The following is a 16610-nucleotide window of genomic DNA, read 5'->3' as shown; positions in this document are numbered from 1 at the left end:
TCACCTTCGGTCCCGAGTTTGATTGAAAAAAGCGGCCGGATGGCATAATGGCTCTCCATCCGACCCAGATATATTAACCTTTCAGTTCCTTGATTCGTGCAATCACTTTATCCCGTTTATCGGAATAATCTGCTTGCTTGGCGCGCTCTTCCTCAATAACCTTGGCAGGAGCTTTGGCTACAAAGCCTTCATTCGCCAGCTTTTTCTCCACACGGAGTACTTCACCCTCAAGGTTCTGCAACTCTTTCTCCAGGCGAGCCACTTCCTGCTCGATGTCAATAAGACCTGCCAGTGGCAAGTAGAGCTCTGCACCCGTGATGATCGCAGTCATCGCCTTATCCGGTGAGCTTAGCTCCAGCCCACTATCGAACTCGGACGTATTACAGAAACGTTTGATGTAGTGACTGTTACGCGCAATGATACTGGACGTCTCAGCACTGTTAGCTTTGACCATCAACTCGATCTTTTTGCTCATCGGCACGTTCACTTCTGCACGAATGTTCCGAACTGCACGAATGGTATCCATGAGCAGGTTCATCTCGGCAACAGCCTCTGGATTCTCAAGTGCAGGATCATATACCGGCCAGGAAGCCAGCGTAATGGTCTCTCCCTCATGAGGCAGATGCTGCCAAATCTCTTCAGAGATATATGGCATAAACGGATGAATCAGGCGCATCGTCTGATCCAGTACATAAGCCAACACGGATTGTGTTTTCTTCTTGGCAATCGGATCTTCTCCGTAGAAGGACAGTTTCGCAAACTCAATGTACCAGTCACACAGGTCATCCCAGATAAAGTTATACAGCACACGGCCTGTTTCCCCAAATTCATACGCTTCGATTAGACGCGTAATATCACGAGAAGTTTCGTTCAGACGGTGTAAAATCCAATAATCCGCTGTGCCAAGCTCTCCGCTAATGTCACGTTCCTCATAAGTGAATCCTTCCAGATTCATCAATGCAAAGCGCGAAGCATTCCAGATCTTGTTGGCAAAGTTACGCGCCTGCTCCACCCGTTCCCAACGGAAACGCAGATCCTGACCTGGCGTGCTGCTGGTTGAGATCATGTAACGCATCGCATCTGCGCCGTATTTCTCAATCACATCGAGCGGGTCTACACCGTTGCCCAATGATTTGGACATTTTGCGTCCATCTGCGTCACGAACAAGACCATGCATCAGCACATCCTTGAACGGAATCTCATCGGTGAATTCCAATGCAGTGAAAATCATACGTGCAACCCAGAAATATATGATGTCATACCCTGTCACAAGTACACTTGTCGGATAATAACGTTGCAGATCTTCCGTATCTTCCGGCCAGCCCAATGTGGAGAAAGGCCATAATCCGGAGCTAAACCATGTATCCAGAACGTCTTCATCCTGTCTGAGCTTGCGTCCAGCATTCTCTGGCAGCGTCGTCGGATCTTCAGCAGATACGATGATTTCACCCGTTTCCTCATCATACCAGGCAGGAATACGATGTCCCCACCACAGTTGACGTGAAATACACCAGTCACGAACGTTCTCGATCCAGTTCAGATAGGTTTTCTCAAAACGATCCGGAACAAAATTAACTCCTTCGCCGCTCTGTTGTTTCTTAATCGCTCTCTCTGCAAGTGGCTTCATCTCAACGAACCACTGTGTAGACAGATAAGGCTCAACAACAGCTCCAGTACGCTCACTGTGTCCAACCTGGTGCGTGTGATCTTCGATATTGATCAATACGCCTTGCTCTTGCAAGTCAGCAACAATCTGCTTGCGGCAGTCACTGCGATCCAGTCCCTGATACTTGCCTGCCTCTGCATTCATTGTGCCGCTCTCATCCATTACCGTAATTTGAGGCAGATCATGACGAAGACCTACTTCAAAGTCATTCGGATCATGCGCAGGCGTGATTTTAACTGCACCACTTCCGAACTCTTTATCCACATAATCATCAGCGATAATTGGAATTTCGCGTCCAATGATAGGCAGTACAAGTACTTTACCAATCATATCTGCATAGCGCTCATCCTTCGGATGAACAGCAACCGCTGTATCGCCCAGCATCGTTTCAGGACGCGTTGTTGCCACGGTAACGTAGCCACTTCCGTCTTTGAGCGGGTAACGCAGATGGTACAAGTGACCTTGAACCTCTTTATATTCAACCTCAATGTCGGACAGAGCTGTCCGGTTCACCGGGTCCCAGTTAATAATCCGTTTGCCTCGGTAAATAAGGCCTTTTTCATACAATTGAACAAATACTTTGCGAACCGCTTGGGACAGACCTTCATCCAGCGTAAAACGTTCACGTGAGTAGTCAAGCGACAAGCCCATTTTGCCCCATTGCTGACGAATGGTAGTGGCATATTGATCTTTCCAGTCCCATACTTTCTCCAGAAACTTCTCGCGTCCCAGATCATAACGTGTCAGACCTTCTTCACGCAGTTTCTGCTCCACTTTGGTCTGGGTAGCAATGCCTGCATGGTCGGAACCCGGAAGCCACAGTGCATCATAGCCCTGCATCCGTTTCGTACGGATCAGTATATCCTGCAGTGTAAAATCGAGCGCATGCCCGATGTGCAGCATCCCGGTCACATTCGGGGGTGGGATAACAATCGTGTAGGGCTCGGCATCTTTACGTTGACCGGCTTTGAAATATCCACGTTCCATCCAGGTGGAGTACCATTTATCCTCTGCCGCCTTTGGATCGTAAGTGGTCGGCATTTCTGTTGCAGCTGATTTTTTTTCCTCAGACATGTGTCATTCCTCCGTTACTTATCATCTTCGCCAAAAAAAACAAAAAAAACCTTTCATCCATCAAAGGACGAAAGGTTAGCTTTCGCGGTACCACCTTTGTTTCACGCAGACAGCGAGATAGACTTCACCCTCTGTACATGACGTGACACTTCAAGCAGATAACGGCTGCGACCGGCCCATCCTACCTCAGAAATAAATGACGATAAATCTCATTCATCCCTTGTATTCAAACAGGCAACTCCCGGGCGACTTCGATCAGTTGGTTCCTGCGGAATCTCACAGCGCTACAATTCCACTCTCTGATAGGTCATACTGTCTACTACTCCCGTTCCACGTTGTTCTTCAAAAAACCTACACACATCATACCTTGCTCTTGCGCGATAGTCAACCTGACAACAGCGGAAAAAGAGCGCTGGAATGCAGGTTTAGGACGAATCATGCAAAAACCCGCAATCCTCAAGGGGATCACGGGTCCTAACGAAGGCTTTTAACTACGGATTAAGGAATGTACAATATCTGACCTTCTTCCACAACCTGTTCAGATAATCGGTTATACAACTGAAGTTCCCTCGTGCTCAATTGGTATCGATCTGCAATGGCATCAAGTGTATCTTCTCGCTGAACGATACACAGTTTCACCTTGCGGAATGGGGTCTGATCCACGATCGTCCCCAGGAACAGATTCTTCCACTCCACATCATCCGCTGGATACGTTTCTTCCTGTGCTACACCAGCAGGGATCTCCTCGCCTCGCTCCACTTCGGCATCGCGCGTTGCTCTGCCAGAGGATAACAAGGAAGAGATACCTACACCCTCCTCTTGCCTTGGTGCGGATTGTTTCTTGCTCCCAAAAGCAACCTTCAGCTCCGGCTTGTCTTCCGTCTCACCCACAGGTTCAGGAACAAATGCTTCGTTCTGCACAAACTCGTCTACCCCATTCGCTTCAAAGGACGGTCGGTCTTCCTCTGCATTGTCTGGTTCGGACGAAGCAAATACACCCTGCCAGTTCTCAGCCTGTGATTCCACCGGAACATCGGCAACGGCCGGGTTCTCCTGCTGGGGTACAGATCTTGCTGATTCGAAGTGCCATACGTCCGGTGCATCCGGTACACTCGGTGGTACCAACTCATCAGTTGATTGTGCAGCCAGCTCAGAGGTTTCTTGATCTGAACTTCTCGGGTTCGCAGGCAATGCATCCACGGAAGGCTCGGACCACACAGAAGACTCTTCCTCGAGAGGCAACAACGGTTCTGATTCCGGATAAGAAGCTAGCCGATCAGCGGTCTCAGCCATAAATGACGAGATGGGAGTAGGTTCACTGTATTGCTCATGGGATGCCAGTTCATCTCCATCCGTTGTCAGAGATGCGAGATCTTCGTTTGCATCAGGTTGTCTGGGATCATTAGCATCCTCTGCACTCTGCTCTTCCGACTGAATTGACTCGGTCGAAGACGAAGGCACATATTCCTGCTGCCATTCTTCGCTATTTCTTAAGGTCTCTTCTCTTGTGGACAGATCAGCAAATTCCGGGGCACCATATGCAAGTTCTGCTGCATTCGCAAGTCTCTCTTCCTCACTCCGCTGGAGCAGATACTCTTGTGCAAATGCATTAGGATCGCTGCCTGACTGTTCTGCTTCATCGGAACGGTTGAGTTGCTGAGAGTCGGGTGAGTGAACAACAGTGAACTCATCTGCTGACCACACTTGTGGCTCTTCAACAGGAAAACCTTCGATGCCTCGCAGCGACAATACGCCTGTAATGTTCAGACTGCGATTGGATAACAGATCCACGTCAAAATTTTCGATCTCGATGGAAATATCCTCAATTGATCTGACCCGGTTCAGCGGCACTGTGATCTCCACGGGAATGAAATGTTTGAGCTCCTCTGAAGCCTCATTTTCTCCTCTGTACGCACCTGTAAGTAAAAGATGCCCTCTTAAGGTGGCATGATCATCCTGCCCTATGACTTGAATGCGCGGGTATAGTTCAATCTCCTCCAATTCCTCAATCGCAGGGACTCCCTCAGACAAATGAACGCGCTCATAAATATCGAACCGCAAACCATAAGGTTGATTCAACAAAGGTGGCGTCCTCCTTTCGGCATATGTTCACCATGATCCTTCTCATGGGACTGATCCATGGTCCAAATCCTTCGTTACCCCATCTATATGCCTTGAATGAGGGGAGCATGCCACCTTTTGAAAAACCTTGTTATATTAAGCGAAATAGAGAATGTTGCACCTAGCCACTTCGATGACAGAATAACCTTCCGATCACTGTTATCCCCAGATTTTTTTTGATTCCCTTCTTCAAAGGGAAAATGCGGGGATAGCTTATGCTTCCGAAGCAGCTTTCTTTCAGAAAGCTTTTAGGCGAACGCTTTGCTTCTTCTGGTTGTTTCTGTCCTCTCTGTTTTCGTGTAAATAGTTAGTCGAACTTATATAGTGTATTAATAATTTTGACGCTCACGCTCTGCCAATTGTGTGAAATCGGACGGCCATGGGTCGTTCACTTCAATCATCGCTCCGGTTAAAGGATGACTAAACTTCAGCATTTCTCCGTGAAGTGCTTGCCGTCCAATGGCATCCGCTCTACCTCCATACAACGCATCACCAATAAGCGGGTGTCCAGCATAACTCAGGTGTACACGAATTTGGTGTGTGCGTCCTGTATCCAGCTTTAATCGAACAAGGGTTGCTCGTTCCCATACTTCGACGATCTCCACATGGGTAACGGCTTCCTGTCCACCTTCCGAGACACGTCTGCGCTGCTTGTGATGTCTGTCCTTGCCAATCGGAGCATCAATTTTGTGGAGTTCAGGGGGTAATTGTCCACCTGCAATGGCTACATAATGGCGGCCAATCTCTTTGCGCCGCATCGCTTCATCCAGTTTGGCGAGAGCAAAAGCATTTTTGGCATATAAGACCGGTCCGGTTGTATCCTCATCCAGTCGATGAACATGGCGTACACTCGCCTGAATTCCATTCATTTCATAATAGGAAGCAACCGCATGATCCAGCGTAATGGCCTGATCAGCACGGCTTCCATCCGGATGCAGCTTCATGCCTGCCGGTTTGTGCACAACCAGACAGAAATCATCCTCATACAATACATCCACCTCAGCCCAGCGCGGCTCGACATCAATCGGCTGGGACGCAAAAAGGGCCAGCCGAAGCCGGTCCCCTGCAAGTTGTATTCCTCGGTTTGCTTTCAGCTGACGGAGCAGTTTCTCCGGAAACTGAAGCTCAGACAATAGCCATTGCTCTGCAGCCATCGGTTTGTCCGAACTGCCTGTTACGGCTTTCCCTGGCATCAGCTCAAGCCATTCCCCGCGGCGTTTCCAACTTTTGATGGTCATAGCGATTGAAGAGCCTTACGATTCGCCTCGATCGTATCATCAATATCCTGCTCCGTGTGCACACCAGAGACAAACATGCCTTCGTATTGCGAAGGTGCAACACTCACACCTTGATCTATCATGGCCGCAAAATAACGACGGAATTGATCCAGATTACTTTCTTTGGCAATATCATAGTTGGTTACCGGAACGGCACTGAAGAACGGACATACCATCGAGCCAACACGGTTAATGGTTATTGCAACACCCGTCTCCGCTGCATTTTTTTCAAATCCAGCTTGCAGGCGTGCGGACAGTGTCTCCAGGCGGTCATAAACCTCCGGTGTCAACAGTTTCAGTGTGGTATATCCTGCTGCCATAGCCAGCGGATTCCCGCTCAGTGTACCTGCCTGATAGATTGGCCCTGTAGGCGCAATCTGTTCCATCAGATCTCGACGACCACCATAAGCGCCAACCGGAAGTCCGCCACCGATTACTTTACCCAGACAAGTCAGGTCAGGTGTAACCCCAAAGCGTCCCTGGGCACAGTTCAACCCTACGCGGAAACCGGTCATGACTTCGTCAAAAATGAGCAAGCTGCCATACTGCGTCGTCAAACTGCGCAAGCCTTCAAGGAAACCGGTAGCCGGAGGTACAACACCCATATTACCCGCCACAGGTTCCACAATCACAGCAGCCAGTTCTTCCCCATAACGTTCAAAAGCAAGCGTCACGGACTCCAGATCGTTATAAGGCACCGTAATTGTATTTACAGCTACCCCTTCAGGTACGCCCGGACTATCTGGCAGACCCAGCGTTGCAACACCCGATCCAGCCTTAATCAGCAAGCTGTCAGCATGTCCATGATATGATCCTTCAAACTTCAGAATTTTACTGCGTCCAGTTACCCCGCGTGCCAGTCGAATGGCACTCATCGTTGCTTCCGTACCGGAGTTTACCATCCGAACGATATCGATGGAAGGTACACGCTCACATACCAGTTTCGCCATCTCGGTCTCCAGCAAAGTCGGTGCACCAAAGCTTGTTCCTTTCAAAGCTGTCTCACGCAAAGCTTCTACTACGGCAGGATGAGCATGTCCCATGATGAGTGGTCCCCACGATCCCACATAGTCAATAAAAACATTGCCATCAATATCGTAGATTTTGGACCCTTCTCCACGCTCTGCATAGATCGGGGTAAGCCCCACCGATTTGAATGCACGTACAGGGCTGTTCACACCCCCAGGTATGTACTGCTTAGCTTCTTCAAATGCGCTACGTGAGCGCTCATCATTGCGACGATTGCTTTGTTGTGCAGTCATGAATATCCTCCTTAATGTCATTTATTTTATTTCTCAGCCAGCCAGCGTGAAGCGTCTTTTCCGTAATAGGTAATAATCATATCTGCGCCTGCGCGTTTCATGCTGAGCAGGATTTCCATGGCGACTTTTTTCTCATCAATCCAGCCTTGCATCGCCGCTGCCTTCACCATGGCATACTCGCCACTTACATTATAGGCCACAAGCGGAAGATCAAATTGATCCTTAATCGTACGCATGACATCAAGATAGGACAGGGAAGGTTTAACCATTAGCATATCCGCTCCTTCGAGCACATCCGTCTCTGCTTCACGCAAGGCTTCACGCGCGTTCGCCGGGTCCATCTGATACGACTTGCGGTCTCCGAATTGTGGTGTGGAATCCGCAGCTTCACGGAATGGACCATAGAATGCCGACGCGTATTTTACAGAGTAGGACATGATCGGAATGTGACTGAAGCCATTCTCATCCAGCCCCGCGCGGATCGCTTGTACAAATCCATCCATCATGTTGGATGGTGCAATAATGTCCGCCCCTGCTTTCGCTTGGGACACTGCCGTTTGCACGAGTAGATCCAGTGATTCATCATTTAATACATCTCCGCAGATATGTCCGTCAATCTCCACGGTGTGAACCATACCGCAGTGACCGTGATCCGTGAATTCACACAGACAAGTGTCAGCAACAACCAGCAGTTCTGGGTACCACGATTTGATCAATCTCGTCGCTTCCTGCACAATACCATCTTCAGCAAAACCAGATGAACCTACACTATCCTTGGTCTCCGGGATACCGAATAATAGTACGGCTGGAATCCCCAACTCAGCTATTTCTGTTACTTCCTCTTGAAGACGGTCCAACGAGAAGCGGTACACGCCAGGCATGGATTTGATTTCGGATTTTACATTATGTCCATATGTCACATAGATTGGTTGAATAAAGTCATCCACGGTTAGATGGGTCTCTCTGACCATATTACGAATACCTGTGGATTGGCGTAAACGGCGATGCCGTACAATTGGAAAACTCATATGTGTAACCTCCTTGAAAATGAAATAGAGCAAAAAGGGAAGCGCGCTGGTATCCTATCGAATTCAGCACGCTTCATATGTTGACATGATTACATGTGTATTAATTTCGAAGAGCGCCTTCCTTGGTGCTTGTCCGTTTCCAGTCGCAGAGCACTGTGATCAAGCTATCCATCGTTGCTTCTTCTGCCATCAGTGTAACCTTTAGCCCAGCGGCCTCTGCCGTCTTCGCTGTAACCGGTCCGATACATGCAACCTCCACATCTTTCAATAAAGGCAATGGATCTTGCAATCCCATACGTTTCAACATACTCATGAAGTTGGTAACCGTCGATGAGCTTGTAAAGGTCACCGCATGAATGCCACCTTCTTCAAGCAACTTAAGCAGTTCATCATCATCCTCACCAGCGAGAATCGTATCGTAAATGATGGCTTCGGTGACATGAAGTCCTCGTTCTCTCAACTGGTCACGCAACCACGTACGTGCAAGATCACCGTGCGGAAGCAGTACTCTCTGACCTTCCTTCAGTTCACTTTCAAAAGTCTCAAGCATGCCTTCGGCCTGGAAAGGGCCTTTGACAACTTCAGCAACGATGCCATGTTTGCGCAACGCGTCTGCTGTGGAAGGTCCTACGGCTGCAATTCTCGCTTGATGAATCGAGCGAATGTCCTTGCCTTCCTGTTCCAGATGTCGGAAGAAAAACTCAACACCGTTCACACTTGTGAAAAATACCCAGTCAAAAGTATTTAAAGCACTGAAGGCGTCTTTGACACTTTGCTTGGCAGATTCACTGGACGGCATGACCGTCTCAATGACCGGAAATTCATACGGTTCCCCGCCGAGTTCCTCAATGCGATTCACCAGTTCACTCGCCTGACTGCGAGCACGGGTCACCAGAATTCGTTTGCCAAACAGCGGCAGCGCTTCTGCCCATTTCAATTGTTCCCGCTGATTGACGACATCCCCCACCACAATAACTGCAGGCGGTTGGAAATTGGCTGCGATCACTTTCGCTTCTATATCTTCAAGGGTACCTGTAATGGTATCCTGTTCCGCTCGTGTTCCCCAACGAATCAGAGCCACAGGTGTCTGCGCTGGACGACCATGACGAATCAATTGTTCGCTGATATATCCAATTTTGGCAACCCCCATCATAAATACAAGTGTGCCCGTTGCATTCGTCACTTTATCCCAATGGATACTGCGATCAAGCTTGTCCGGACTCTCATGCCCCGTAATAATAGAGATGGAAGATGCATAGTCACGGTGAGTGACAGGAATTCCGGCATACGCAGGTACACTTATTGCAGCGGTTACCCCAGGTACAATCTCAAACGGAATTCCGTTTTTGTGCAGCAAATCCGCCTCTTCGCCTACACGTCCAAAGATGGTCGGGTCGCCACCCTTAAGTCGAACCACAACCTTACCTTCCAGAGCCAGATCAACCAACAATTGATTGATCTCTTCCTGCTTCATCGTATGTCGATCCGGGCGTTTGCCCACGTAAATCTTGACCGCACCGGGTTTCATTTGTTTCAACAATCTCGGACTTGCCAAACGATCGTAGACTACAGCATCGGCTTTACCGATGGATTCCCACCCTTTTACCGTAATCAGCTTCGCATCCCCAGGACCTGCCCCTACCAAAAAGACCTTTCCCACCATGTCTTCATCCCCTAACTTCTGCCAGTATCTGCTCTGCTCCCCGTTCAATCAATCTCCAAGCCACTTCTTCACCCAGACGAACCGGGTCCTTGCCGATCAGAGCTTCTTTAAGAATCAGCCCACCATCCGGCGTGCCGACCATACCTGTTAATTGTAACGTGTTTTCACCATTCAGGGAATCTGCATCTTGCTGAGGTACCCATACCGCATGAGCACCGATCGGAACCTGACAGCCCCCATTCAATACACTGAGAAAACGGCGTTCCGCCTGTACAGGAAAAGCTGTCTCTGGATCGTTATACAGCTGCAGCAAGTGCAATAGTTCCTCATCGTCTTCACGACATTCGATACCAAGCGCACCTTGACCCACTGCCGGAAGGCATGCTGTTTCCGTCAGGTACTCTGTGATCCGGTCTTCCCAGCCCATACGGTACAATCCTGCAGCTGCCAGAATAATCGCATCGAATCCTTCGGTCTCCAGCTTCCGCAGACGGGAATCAATATTGCCGCGAATCGATTCCAATTGCAAATCTGGACGATAGGCCTTCAATTGACTGGACCGGCGCAGACTGCTTGTTCCGACTCTAGCTCCTTCTGGCAGTTGATCCAGAGTAAGTCCACCATTGGAGATCAGCGCATCCCGTGGATCTGCACGACGAGGTATAGCCCCATTCGTTAATCCTTCGGGTAACTCGGAAGGCATATCTTTCATACTATGAACAGCCATATCAATCGTACGATCAATCATCGCCTGTTCAATCTCTTTGACAAACAATCCTTTGCCTCCCACTTTTGACAACGTTACATCCAGAATGAGATCTCCTTTGGTAACAATCTTATGTACTTCAAAGTCAAAAGCTAATCCTTCGCGCTCACAAATATCGCGCAAATCCTGAATGACATGGCCTGTCTGGGTTAGCGCAAGCGCGCTCTGTCTACTTCCCACTTTAATTGTACGCATATCTACACTTCCTCCTGATTACGGGATATCCAGTCCCCGATTTCTTCTTCGGTCCACCACCGGAAATGGCCTGTACGAATATCTTCTAAGATGTGCATTTCAGTTAACTGCCGGAGCAACGTGCTTCTGAGACTCGGAGAAGTTACACGTGACTTCACCTCAGTTCTCATCTGATGCAAAAATTCAAGGTACGTCTCATACTCATCCCCAAACTGTCGTTCAAGTGTGGCACGAATCTCCGCTGCAGCTGCTGGACCCGCTCCAGCTGTCGAGATGGCAATGCTTAATCTCCCTCGCCTGACCACGCTTGGCGTGATAAAGCTGCTGTGCTCGGAAGACATCGCGTCATTCACCAGTATGCCCGCGGTCTCCGCATCCTGAACCACCGTTGAATTGACCTCTGAACGGTCAGTCGCTGCATATACGAGAAAGGCCCCCCGCAAATCTCCATTGCGGTAGGACCGGGCTATCCATTGAATTCGGGATTCATGATGCAGTTGTTGTAACACGGGAGTAAGCTCCGGACTAATGACCGTTATCTGTGCCTCGGCATGCAGCAATCCCTTTATTTTACGCTCGGCTACGCGTCCACCACCGACCACGCAGCAATTCTTGCCTGAAGTATTCACAAATATCGGCGTGTAGCGGTCCATACCCTTCACTCTCCCGTCCAACGATGAAACGCTGAATATGCATTGGATAAAAAACTCATAATGACAAATCCATATCCGATCAGTGTCCATCTTGCCATAATAATCGTAGAAAACTGTTTCCTTCTCTTGGATACGAAGTAACCGACATAGATGGCTATGGCAAGACCTGTCGATATGACTTTGAGATCCAAAAGCAGATTCCAGCGCGTTTCCGCCACAATGGATAATACGGCAAGCATCACAGAAACACCAAGGAGCGGTGTGCCGATCAAAGTAGCACCATCCATGTACTTCCCGATCACTTCCAGGCTGGGCAGCCGTCGCATCGTATCATTCCACTTTTTTTTCTTCAGCTTGTAATGCAAGAACAGATATAACAAGGCAAATACCGTACCAACGGTTAACGCTGCAAAACCGAGATTTGCCAAGGTGATATGCATAATAAGTAATCCATGAACGGTTTGCCAGTTGTGCAGTGATATCTCACCAGCCGTGAACCAGAGTCGGTTCAATACGGTAACGGAAAAACCAACAACATTCAGCAACAGAATGACAAATTCAGAACGCTGGATTCGTGTCATGGCGAGCGACATCAACACAATACTGAATGAAAATATAAACAAAAAGTCAAAGGTGGTGTAGATAGGGAAATGTCCTTCGGTCCACATCCGCAAAATAACATGCGTTACCTGTAGCCCCCAAACAACAACAAGAAACCCTGTGCCTGTCCGCTTCGCCCCCGCATTGCGTCGAATGCAGTCCGAGAAATAGAACAGTAGGCTCAGGGCATACATATAGATTAGAGCTTCATAGACTTGTTCAGCAAGGGTCAAGCTGCCCACCCGCCTTATACGCCTGCCGGAGCATAAGCCGGCACGGGGTCTTGCCGGTTTTCGTTAAGGTGAGCGGCTGGTTTGCCCAGAGCCGTGGCATCACTCTGATTTACTTTTTCAGCAGCCATGTCCACTGCATCTTCCAGAGCAAAAATCTGAGTAAACATACGCAGAGCTTCATCACCTTGCTTCGTACCTGCCATTTCTTTGATCCGGTTAATCGGATCTGTTGTCATTTGATTCACAATACTCTTGGTCAAACGACGAATGACTTTACGTTGGTGTTCATCGAGCTCAGGCAGTTTATTGAACAGGCTATCCATCGTTTCTTCATGAATGGAGACACCTTTTTCCTGCAAAGCGCGAATGACAGGACGAACGCCCAATGTTTTGAGCCAATGATAATAATCCTCCATCTCAAGCTCAATCATTCTTTCAATCTTGGCAGCTTCCACCTTACGCATCTCCAGGTTACTCTCCACGATTCCTTCCAGATCATCAATATCATAGAGAAATACGTTGGATAATTCACCAATGGCCGGATCAATATCACGCGGAACCGCAATATCAATCAGGAACAGTGGGCGAGATTGCCGACGCTTCATGCTCTTCCGAACTACACCAGCATCCAAAACATAACGTTCGGCCCCAGTGGAACTAATCACAATGTCGACTTCATTCAGCCTTGCGATTGCCTGTTCCATCGTACAAGGGGTTCCCCGGAACTTGGCTGCCAGTTCCTCGGCTCTTGCGAGCGTACGATTCGCCACAATGACTTCCGATGCTCCGTTGGCATAGAGATGTTTCACGGTCAGTTCACTCATCTTGCCGGCACCCAGAATCAGTACCTTCTTGTCTGTGAAAATGCCAAAGATCCTCTTCCCGAGCTCAACAGCAGCATAACTGACAGATACGGCGCTCTCCCCAATGGAAGTCTCCGAATGTGCCCGTTTGCCCAGCGTAACGGCCTGTTTAAATAACTTATTAAACCAGGTTCCTGTTGATTTCTCTTCCTGAGCTTTCAGAAAAGCCTGTTTCACCTGTCCAAGAATCTGAGTCTCACCAATAACCATGGAGTCTAGTCCGCAGATGACACGGAACAAATGGCGCATGGCTTGGTCATCTTCATATATATATAAGTGTTGCGTAAATTCTTCCCGTGGTACATTGAACCATTGTTCCATGAATGTTCGAATAAAATAACCACACATGTGAAGACGGTCCACCACAACATACAACTCGGTACGGTTACATGTGGCTACGATTACACCTTCCAATACACTCTTGGTCAGCTTGAGCTGCTGCAGCGCTTCAGACAAGTCCTTTTCTGCAAATGTGAATCGTTCCCTAACCTCTACAGGCGCCGTGCGATAATTCAAACCAACGACAACGATGTGCATTGCAAGTTCACCTGCCTAATAAATTTCCAATCAAAGTGCTTACTGCATATGTCTATCCATTTATGATTGACATGGTTAATTATATCACACATCATAGCCGTGACCGGGTCATTTTTATGAAATGTTTATGAAATCACCATGTTCATCATCATATGCATTGTCATTTATTGTAGTGTCTCACCAAAGTTCACCGTTATGCGTTAAAATGTGCTGATCATGAATATTCATAACGATCCGGATATTAAAACAAATAGCCATGGAATTATTCCATGACTATTAGGATTAGGGAGGTTATGCGTCCATCCCGATATGTGAACATTGTTCATGTGATGTGCTTCTTTTTTACACCAGTTCGATCTTGTTGTTCATCTCTGGTGTTTCAACTTGCAATTCGCCCAATCCACGTACCAACTTCTTGGCATACGTTTTTTCAGGTTTTAATACGGATACCAGGTAGTCAATAGCGAGCTGCGGGTCTACGGTCTCCCCACAAGTGTAACAATCAATTGCTGCAAAACCTCTCTCAGGATACGTATGAATGGAGAGATGGCTCTCAGACAATAGTACGAGCACTGTCGCTCCCTGTGGATCAAACTGCTTGGACTGTACGGACATCACTGTCGCACCACATGCCTCTGCTGCTTCAACCATTTGGGCTTGCAAATACTCCGCATTGTTCAGTAGATCAAAGTCAACACCCCAAGTGTCAACAGCAACGTGTCTTCCGAAAGTTGAATATTCCATCCTTCGGTTCCCCCTTCCTAGGAATAAAATGTTTGAAAAATTTCATCCGCTAGGACCTACGTCATTCACTTCCCGAGGGAAAAACCTCTCGCAACATATAATGTCCTGAGTGAATCCTGGTTCCTATATTCTTTTCAACGAGATTAAAAATAACATTGAATCAGAGTGAAAGCAACCCTTTTCCAAAAGATTGTAAAATAAATAATTTCATTATGGAATATTCTATCTCGCATCAAAAAATCCCCTGCAACCTCCGCATTGGCAAGTGCCATTGCCCGGAAGAAACAAGGGAATTCATAACATTCATATACGTGTATAAACATGCTCTTTCAGGTCAATAAGCTTCAAGCTCAAACAACCGTTTTTGATAACGTGCAAGGGTCCCATCAATCTGATGGAGCTGATCAGCAGTCGCATCTTTTCTAGTATCCAGTAAGGAATCAATCTCGGCATACACACGGTTGATTTCGCGTTCTACATCCCGGGCCTGGAACAGATGTTGCAATTCAAGCAACGTATTTTTGTATTCATAGATCACACGGGTGTTCTCCCCGGTCTTCTCCACAATTTTACGGACAGTGCCTTGAGCATAAACATACGTCATGGTGAACCCTTCATAGATCCGATGAACGACCCCGTCACCCTTAAAAGTCATAAAGAGCTTCCGGACAACGTTGGTCAGATGCAGATTCACCAGGCGGCAAGATAACTCACAGATATAAAACCCTTCTATGCGGTCAAAAGGGAAATGAACTTCTTCTCCACTCACATCCCCCAACACAACCTCCTGACAGCCATTATCCAACACCTTAACCCGATGATGAAGCCTGCCGTCTTCTGTCATGCGCAAAAACTGATGCATTTGGGGTTCTGACAATTTCATAGTGGCCTTCACATACTCTGTGGCTAACCGCTGAGCCATACAAATCTCCTCAATTCTTTCCCGATTGTTTTGCCTTCCTGCACATGTAGCAGTCATCTCAAAATTCTTCAGGCCGGCGACGCCGGTATTTTGGTACTGTTGGCAACATGCGCCTATGCTCATTATACACTACCATAATGCTATTTTGCTCCGGGCCCACATGATGAATTCTCACGAAATCCCATAAAAACCGGACTAAACCTTGATCTCATCAAAGATTCACTTAGCATGCTCACTTTCCCGCACTAAAACGGTATACTATCTCGGTCATCCGTTAATTTTCGTTTTCTTCCTCATCCGCTGCACCCTCTGCTTCCAGTACTTCTGGTGCATACTTATCTATGCGTGCATGACGGGTAATGATGTCCCATAACTCTTCCTTGCCCAATCCTTCTTCCGATGAGAAGGGTACAAACAGATCCCCTGAACGAAGACCCAGTGATTCCTTAATGACTTTGATATGTTTGGCTCTGCGTGTTTTTGGAATCTTGTCCATCTTGGTGGCAACAACAACCAAAGGCAATCCGTTATGACGAAGCCATTCATTCATCATCTTGTCATCCTTGGACGGCTCATGTCTCATATCCACCATCTGCATGACCAGTTTCAATTCCTCGCGTCCCAACAAGTATTTCTCCATCATTTTGCCCCAGGCAAAGCGTTGCTCTTTAGAAACTTTGGCGTAGCCATATCCCGGGAAATCGACAAAGTAGAGGTCCTGATTAATTTTATAATAGTTTAGTTGCTGTGTCTTACCCGGTGTCGAGCTCGTCCGAGCCAAATTTTTACGATTGATCAAACGGTTGATCAGGGAAGATTTCCCCACATTGGAGCGTCCCGCCAAAGCAATCTCTGGCAGACCATCCTCGGGGTATTGTTCAGGCCGAACGGCACTGATAATAAATTCAGATTGATTTACTTTCATATTGTATCTTTCCTCTCTTGAACGCTTGTGCTATGCATAACCTGTTGATGGTATTATGCCATGGATTGTTCTATCATACCA

At 47.8% G+C, this 16610-nt stretch carries 13 protein-coding genes and 1 other annotated feature; all 13 genes read right to left on the bottom strand.

The window, feature by feature from the left end; translation table 11 throughout:
- Window positions 1-73: 73 nt before the first annotated feature.
- The 13 genes from WFI24_RS29345 to yihA all read right to left on the bottom strand — a co-directional run bounded on the left by WFI24_RS29345 (window position 74) and on the right by yihA (window position 16529).
- Window positions 74-2740 (bottom strand): valine--tRNA ligase, encoded by a 2667-nt coding sequence (locus WFI24_RS29345; protein ID WP_336765443.1) that lies wholly within the window; start codon window positions 2738-2740, stop codon window positions 74-76.
- A 60-nt stretch (window positions 2741-2800) separates the two neighbouring features.
- Window positions 2801-3082: a binding site (T-box leader), on the bottom strand.
- A 156-nt stretch (window positions 3083-3238) separates the two neighbouring features.
- Window positions 3239-4822, bottom strand: a complete 1584-nt coding sequence (locus tag WFI24_RS29340) for a LysM peptidoglycan-binding domain-containing protein (protein ID WP_336765442.1) — start codon at window positions 4820-4822, stop codon at window positions 3239-3241.
- A gap of 368 nt (window positions 4823-5190) precedes the next feature.
- Window positions 5191-6099 carry an RluA family pseudouridine synthase gene (locus WFI24_RS29335; RefSeq protein WP_336765441.1) on the bottom strand — a complete coding sequence of 303 codons (909 nt, stop codon included), beginning with the start codon at window positions 6097-6099 and terminating at the stop codon, window positions 5191-5193.
- Window positions 6096-7400, bottom strand: coding sequence for a glutamate-1-semialdehyde 2,1-aminomutase (gene hemL / locus WFI24_RS29330; RefSeq protein WP_336765440.1), 1305 nt, complete (start codon window positions 7398-7400; stop codon window positions 6096-6098). Before hemL ends, WFI24_RS29335 begins: the two co-directional genes overlap by 4 nt.
- Before the next feature lie 26 nt (window positions 7401-7426).
- A complete protein-coding gene (gene hemB, locus WFI24_RS29325; protein WP_336765439.1) occupies window positions 7427-8428 on the bottom strand; it encodes a porphobilinogen synthase in 1002 nt (333 codons plus the stop codon).
- 100 nt (window positions 8429-8528) lie between these two features.
- Window positions 8529-10091 (bottom strand): uroporphyrinogen-III C-methyltransferase, encoded by a 1563-nt coding sequence (cobA, locus tag WFI24_RS29320; RefSeq protein ID WP_336765438.1) that lies wholly within the window; start codon window positions 10089-10091, stop codon window positions 8529-8531.
- A gap of 4 nt (window positions 10092-10095) precedes the next feature.
- Entirely contained in the window at window positions 10096-11052 is a 957-nt protein-coding gene (hemC, locus tag WFI24_RS29315) for a hydroxymethylbilane synthase (RefSeq protein ID WP_076216941.1), read from the bottom strand.
- 2 nt (window positions 11053-11054) lie between these two features.
- Window positions 11055-11705 carry a precorrin-2 dehydrogenase/sirohydrochlorin ferrochelatase family protein gene (locus WFI24_RS29310; protein ID WP_145325259.1) on the bottom strand — a complete coding sequence of 217 codons (651 nt, stop codon included), beginning with the start codon at window positions 11703-11705 and terminating at the stop codon, window positions 11055-11057.
- A 5-nt stretch (window positions 11706-11710) separates the two neighbouring features.
- On the bottom strand, window positions 11711-12538 hold the full coding sequence (ccsA, locus tag WFI24_RS29305; RefSeq protein ID WP_440131304.1) for a cytochrome c biogenesis protein CcsA: 828 nt from the start codon (window positions 12536-12538) through the stop codon (window positions 11711-11713).
- A 14-nt stretch (window positions 12539-12552) separates the two neighbouring features.
- On the bottom strand, window positions 12553-13938 hold the full coding sequence (hemA, locus tag WFI24_RS29300) for a glutamyl-tRNA reductase (protein WP_336765437.1): 1386 nt from the start codon (window positions 13936-13938) through the stop codon (window positions 12553-12555).
- Between the two features lie 342 nt (window positions 13939-14280).
- The gene (gene speD / locus WFI24_RS29295; RefSeq protein WP_145325257.1) at window positions 14281-14682 is read right to left on the bottom strand and encodes an adenosylmethionine decarboxylase; all 402 of its coding nucleotides are present in this window, start codon (window positions 14680-14682) and stop codon (window positions 14281-14283) included.
- Between the two features lie 334 nt (window positions 14683-15016).
- A complete protein-coding gene (locus WFI24_RS29290; RefSeq protein ID WP_336765436.1) occupies window positions 15017-15604 on the bottom strand; it encodes a non-ribosomal peptide synthetase module in 588 nt (195 codons plus the stop codon).
- Between the two features lie 274 nt (window positions 15605-15878).
- Entirely contained in the window at window positions 15879-16529 is a 651-nt protein-coding gene (gene yihA, locus WFI24_RS29285) for a ribosome biogenesis GTP-binding protein YihA/YsxC (RefSeq protein WP_336765435.1), read from the bottom strand.
- Window positions 16530-16610 lie beyond the last annotated feature (81 nt).

It is taken from the genome of Paenibacillus sp. USHLN196 (assembly GCF_037144955.1).
Lineage (GTDB): Bacteria > Bacillota > Bacilli > Paenibacillales > Paenibacillaceae > Paenibacillus > Paenibacillus xylanexedens_C.
This window is presented reverse-complemented; position numbering and strand designations above follow the sequence as displayed.